At 50.1% G+C, this 682-nt stretch carries 1 protein-coding gene; it reads left to right on the plus strand.

Features of this window, described 5'->3' with window-relative positions; translation table 11 throughout:
* Positions 1-601 (plus strand): FliG C-terminal domain-containing protein (locus R8N47_RS25470; RefSeq protein WP_318186138.1); only part of this gene is annotated, 601 nt, incomplete at its 5' end.
* Between the last annotated feature and the right edge of the window lie 81 nt (positions 602-682).

A 682-nucleotide genomic window follows, 5' to 3' on the forward strand; every position in this document is an offset into this window, starting at 1 on the left:
CTTGGCTTATCTGCCAGCGGATAGCTCATCTGCCGTGCTGAAGCATCTGCCGCAAGACTACCATGATGAAATCATCTTCCGTATTGCGCAGCTACAAGACATCGATCACCAAGTCGCGACCGATCTGCATGAACTGGTTGAACGTTGTATCGAAAAAGTGTCTGCAAGCCAAAGTGTACCGCTTTCTGGCGTTAAGCAAGCGGCAGACATCATCAACCGCTTTGAAGGCGACCGTGGTTCACTGATGGAAATGCTCAAACTGCATGATGAAGAAGTGGTTAACGCCATCGAAGAGAACATGTTTGACTTCATGGTGCTGGGCCGTCAACGCGAAGAAACCATGGACATGCTCGTACAGCAAATTCCACTCGAGCTTTGGGCTACGGCACTGAAAGGTTCGGATATCACGTTGCAGCAAGCGATCAAACGCTCAATGCCACAACGTATGGTGAAAGCGCTAGAAGACGATATGGAAGCGCGTGGTGCAGTTGCACTAAGTCGAGTTCAGAAAGCACGCCAAGACATCATGCAAATGGTGCGCGAGCTTGATGAGTCGGGCGAAGTTCAGTTGCTTCTATACGAAGAGCCAACGGTGGAATAAAGCATGGCAGAACAAAGATCGAACATTATGCGACTGCCTCCAAGTGGTTACCGTTTACACCGTTTTCCGCCGCTGGCTCAG

Source organism: Vibrio sp. 2132-1 (assembly GCF_033344315.1).